Origin of the sequence: Phenylobacterium sp., assembly GCF_035944335.1 — a bacterium.
Taxonomy (GTDB): Bacteria; Pseudomonadota; Alphaproteobacteria; order Caulobacterales; family Caulobacteraceae; genus Phenylobacterium.
The window spans coordinates 1-4,135 of the sequence record NZ_DASZBG010000030.1 but is presented as its reverse complement, the minus strand read 5'-3'; the positions used below and the strand labels follow the sequence as shown (position 1 = coordinate 4,135).

3 protein-coding genes and 1 pseudogene are annotated in these 4,135 nt (G+C 72.2%); 1 reads left to right on the top strand and 3 read right to left on the bottom strand.

The window, feature by feature from the left end; all coding sequences use genetic code 11:
• Positions 1–256: pseudogene (locus VGT80_RS06135) on the top strand (DUF1343 domain-containing protein); the annotation flags it as partial.
• On the opposite strand, the gene VGT80_RS06130 reads toward VGT80_RS06135, so the two are convergent.
• Genes VGT80_RS06130 through VGT80_RS06120 form a run of 3 tightly spaced genes read right to left on the bottom strand, consistent with a single transcriptional unit; the run spans position 198 to position 4,019 of the window.
• Entirely contained in the window at positions 198–815 is a 618-nt protein-coding gene (locus VGT80_RS06130; protein ID WP_327453884.1) for a hypothetical protein, read from the bottom strand. The pseudogene VGT80_RS06135 and the gene VGT80_RS06130 sit on opposite strands and share 59 nt — an antisense overlap.
• A 58-nt stretch (positions 816–873) precedes the next feature.
• Positions 874–3,279, bottom strand: coding sequence for a hypothetical protein (locus tag VGT80_RS06125; protein WP_327453882.1), 2,406 nt, complete (start codon positions 3,277–3,279; stop codon positions 874–876).
• On the bottom strand, positions 3,258–4,019 hold the full coding sequence (locus tag VGT80_RS06120; protein ID WP_327453880.1) for a hypothetical protein: 762 nt from the start codon (positions 4,017–4,019) through the stop codon (positions 3,258–3,260). The genes VGT80_RS06125 and VGT80_RS06120 overlap by 22 nt, the downstream gene beginning before the upstream one ends.
• Positions 4,020–4,135 lie beyond the last annotated feature (116 nt).

Here is a 4,135-nt window from a genome sequence, read left to right as displayed (position 1 = left end):
CCACGCCTTCCGTCCCTGGCGGCTGCAGGCGCTGGCCTTCAAGGCCATCCGCAGGCTCTATCCCGACTACGACCTGTGGCGCGACTTCGCCTACGAGTACGAAGTCGGCAAGCTGGCCATCGACGTCATCAACGGCGGCCCCGGCCTGCGCGAATGGGTCGACGAGCCGGCCGCGACGCCGGCCGACCTCGAGGTCCTCACCGCGCCGGACGAGGCGGCCTGGGCGGAGGTGCGGGAGCCCTATCTGCTGTACTGAGCCGGCGAACATGCAGCAGCATCAGCATCGCCGGCGCCTGGTCCTGGCCGCCCGACCCGCCATCGGCGGCCATGATGCTGTAGTAGCGGCCTTCCGCCTTCAGCTTGGCGAAGGCGGCCCGGTCGACCGTGGCCCCCGAGGCCCAGGCCTCCCCGGTACGCACCGCCAGGAAGGTCGCCGCCGGCGGCATGGCGAATGAGGGTTTGAACCCAAGCCAGGCCTCGACGGCCGCATCAAGCCCCGGGATCGGCGAGGTCACGCGGAGTCCGCAGACATCGCGCCGCTCGCCTGCGCTGGTCTCAGAGGTCACATAGAGCTCGAGCGGCAGCGTACCCTTGGGCGACAGCCGGTCCGCCGCCGGATCGAAGTCCTTCGGCGCATCGGCCCCGCCGCGCCGCCAGCCCAGGGCGTCGGCCCTCGCCAGCACCGCGCCGGGTGCGAGTTCGCCGGTGCCGCAAAGCCCGCGGAACGCCGCCACGGCCTGCTGCGCCGGGGTCTCGGCCGCTTGGACCGCCGCCGTCGCCAAGGCCGCGGCCGCCAATACGCCAAAGCTCAACACGCACTTCATCCGTCGAGAGTGCCGGGCGCGACCGAGGCAGGCAAGCACCCGGGGCCGGTCAGTCGTTGTAGTAGGGCGTCTTCTTTGCCCAATAGGAGCCTTCGTAGCGCCCGTGCAGCAGTCGGAAGGCGCGGCGGCCGGAGTGGTCGTGGCTGCCGCCGAAGTGGCCCACGTGAACCAGCCAGTGCAGCGCCTCCGGCACGCGCGGGTCGGCGGGATGGGCCTTGGCGTAGTCCAGCATCTCGTCCCAGGCGTCGACGGCGCCCGGCGGCATCGCGGGCGCCGGCTTGCCGTATTCGTGCTCGGTCGAGAATAAGAAGCCACGCTCGGCCGCGGCCTTGCGCCGGTCCACGAAATCCGGAACTCGCAGCGGCGCAGCCCCGCGGCCGCACTCGTCCAGGCAGGTAAGATCTGTCAAGGCGTCGGGCCAGGGCGGCTGGCCATAGCGGTCGGGGAGGTCTCCGGTGGTTTGGTACAGGGCCAACGGCGGCGCGGCGGCGGCGGCGGGGCGCTTCAGGATGACCCAGTCGGTCCAGTAGATCTGGAAGTCGGCCACGCGCCGGCCTTCGGGGCGCACGTAGGCCGCAAGATCAGTCCTCGCCCCGGGAATCTTGGCGAGCACCAGCAGCTCGGCGAAGCGTTTGTCCGGTCCCCGTCGCGAGGCGCGGACGTCACGGAAGTCCTTGGCCATCAGCGGCAGCAGGTCGGCAAGCTCGCCCGCGAGCGCGTCGATGGCGCCCTCGTCCTGCAGCTGGACCGCCCGGCCGTAGCTGGTCAGCGCGACGTCGAGCCGCAGGGTCCTGGGCAGGCGCGGGTTGCGGGAAAGCGCGATGCGGGTGGCGAGCGGCATCCGGTCGATGGTCGCCCGCGCGTCCTCGCCGAAGCCGGTGACGCCTTGGCTCTTGGGCCCGTCGTAGATGCCTTCCGGCTGCACTTCGCCGCCGCCGTCCCAGGCCCCCCGCGCACAGCTCGGCCGCCGATCCTCCTGGTTCCAGTCTTCGTTCAGGTGCGCGCAGAGGCGGCGGCGCAGGGCGTAGCGGAGGAAATCGTCCAGACCGGACGCCACCTGCGCGCGCTGCGCGGTGAACAGGTTTCGGTCGCTGGTGGAGAGGTCGCTGCGCGCCAGGATCGCGTCCAGCCGCCTCCGGGTCTGCGCCGACGGCGCCTGGCCCATGCCGAGCCGCACGAGGTGGTACTGCGCAGTCAGCCACGCGGGGCTGGTCGCCGGCAGGCTCGCCGCCGCTTCGCTGAGCGCCTTCGCCTCCGGATCGCTGGGGCTCGCCAAGCTGAGCGCGGCTGCCAGCCATGCCACGTCGCGTTCGGCCCGCCAGCGGCTTTCGGCGCGCGCCAAGGCGGCGCGGCGGGCCGCCTCATAGCGGCCCGCGATCATTGCGGTCGTTTCTTCCTGGTTCTGCGTCAGCCGGTAGTCTGGCCTCGGCGGCTGGGCCTTCATGGCCGCCATCCAGTCGAGCGGCTCGTCGGTGATCTTTCCCGCGTCGTAGAGATCGCGCAGGTCGCGGAAGTCCTCGGCGATGTTCGGCAGCGCCTGACGCGCAGACAGCCGCTGCTGCAGCCCCACCGCGAAGGCTTTCGCGTCCTCGTGGAACCCCAACAGATTCCGCAGCCCCAAGACCTGGCTCCAGCCGTAGGTGGTCGGCGACGCGGCTTCCAGGCGGGCGACCGCCGCGTGCGCCTCGGCATAGCCGGCCGGCGTCTTTTCCATCAGCGCCTTGCGGGTCAGCGCGCGCGCCACGAGGTAGACCCCGGTCCCGCGCCACGGCGAGCCCGCGTCCTTGGCGATGTCGCTGAACCGCCGGGCGGCCTCCGCGTAGCGGGTGTCATAGAAGGCGGCCGCGGCTTCCTGGTAGGCCCGGTCCGCCTTCAGCCAGGACGGCGCGCTCGCAGGGAGCGGCGGCAGGGCCGTCGTCTTGTGACAGTTGGCGAACACTGCGTCCTGTCCGGCGAGCCAGGCGCGCACCTCCGGCGAGGCCGCGCCGTGTTTGGCGGCCCGATCCTTCAGGGTGGCGGCCGCCGTGTCGAAGGCGTCATCGAAGCAGACCTGGCTGTAGCTACCCTCGGCGCTCGGCCGCTCGGTTTCGATGTAGAGGCTCTGCGGGACGCCCGGCACGACCTTGCGCGCCTCGCTCCACTTGTTCGCGCCGCCACCCCAGTCATGCGCCCACCAGGGCGTGCCGCAGCAGGGCGTGGCCAAGGCCTGGCCCGCCACCTGGCCGACGTTCTGGCCGTGCAGTAGACGCCAGCTGATGTAGAGCATCGCCCGTGGCGCCGTGGGCATGACGATCCCGGTCCGACCCTTGAAGAAGGCCGCCGCGTCCGCCGGGTCGCCGCCGTACTGGTCGACGTACCATGGCGCTATCGGGCTGGGTCCTGAGGCCCAGGCGCTCGTCGGCGCCGCGAGCGTCGCCGCCACGGCCACCACCGTTAGCCACCTCCGGACGACCATGTCTCCACCCTCCGCCGAGCCGCCTCGAAGTCCGCCGCCGTCCAGCTGCGCGGATTGAACAGATAGACTCGCCGCCCCGCCGGCGCGCGCCGCAGGGGCGCGTCGGTGGAGATGGCCAGCGCCGTCCGGCATCGCGGCTCGGCGAAATCGCCGCCGGTCTCGAGGCGGACCTTCAGCGCGTCGCCGCCCGGTCCCATCCGGAACAGCATCGGCACGATTTCATCCACGGGCGCGCGATTCAGCCAAGCCTCGGTCTCGCACCACGAGGCCAGGGCCGTCATCGACAGGCCGACGCCGCTGGGCAGGCCCCGCCGCACGTCGGCCAGGAGGTCGAGCAACACTCGGCGTTCGGACTGCCGCACCTCGAAATCCACCTGCACGCGGCGAACCCCGGCCGCCTGGGCGAGCTGCAGCACCGCCGCCGCGGCCTGGGCCCGTTGGGTCGGCGTCCAGGCAAGCCGCCGGTGATGATCGATCTGCACATGGACCAAGGCGGTGGACGGCGGCCGCATCGTGCGCAGTGGAAAGCGCCGGCGGCGGACGAAGACGCCTTCGCCGGTCAGCACCACGAAGCCGGTCTGGGCGGCGACCTCCACCTGCGGCGGGGCGAAGCGCAGGTCCTCCGGCCGCTCCCAGGCCCAGATCACGAGCCTGGGGGCCGCCGAGGCGGGCGCTGGGAGACCCAGCAACGCCAGCGCCGCGAGCGCCGCCCACTTCACAACCTGTGCCGCCTGACCCATTCGTCCTTGGTCATTTCCCAATAGACGCTGGCCCGCGTCGTCCCGTCGGGGCGCGTCACCTCGCGCTCACCCAGGCGGCGGAAGCCGGCGGCGTCGATGCCCTTGTGGGCGCGCAC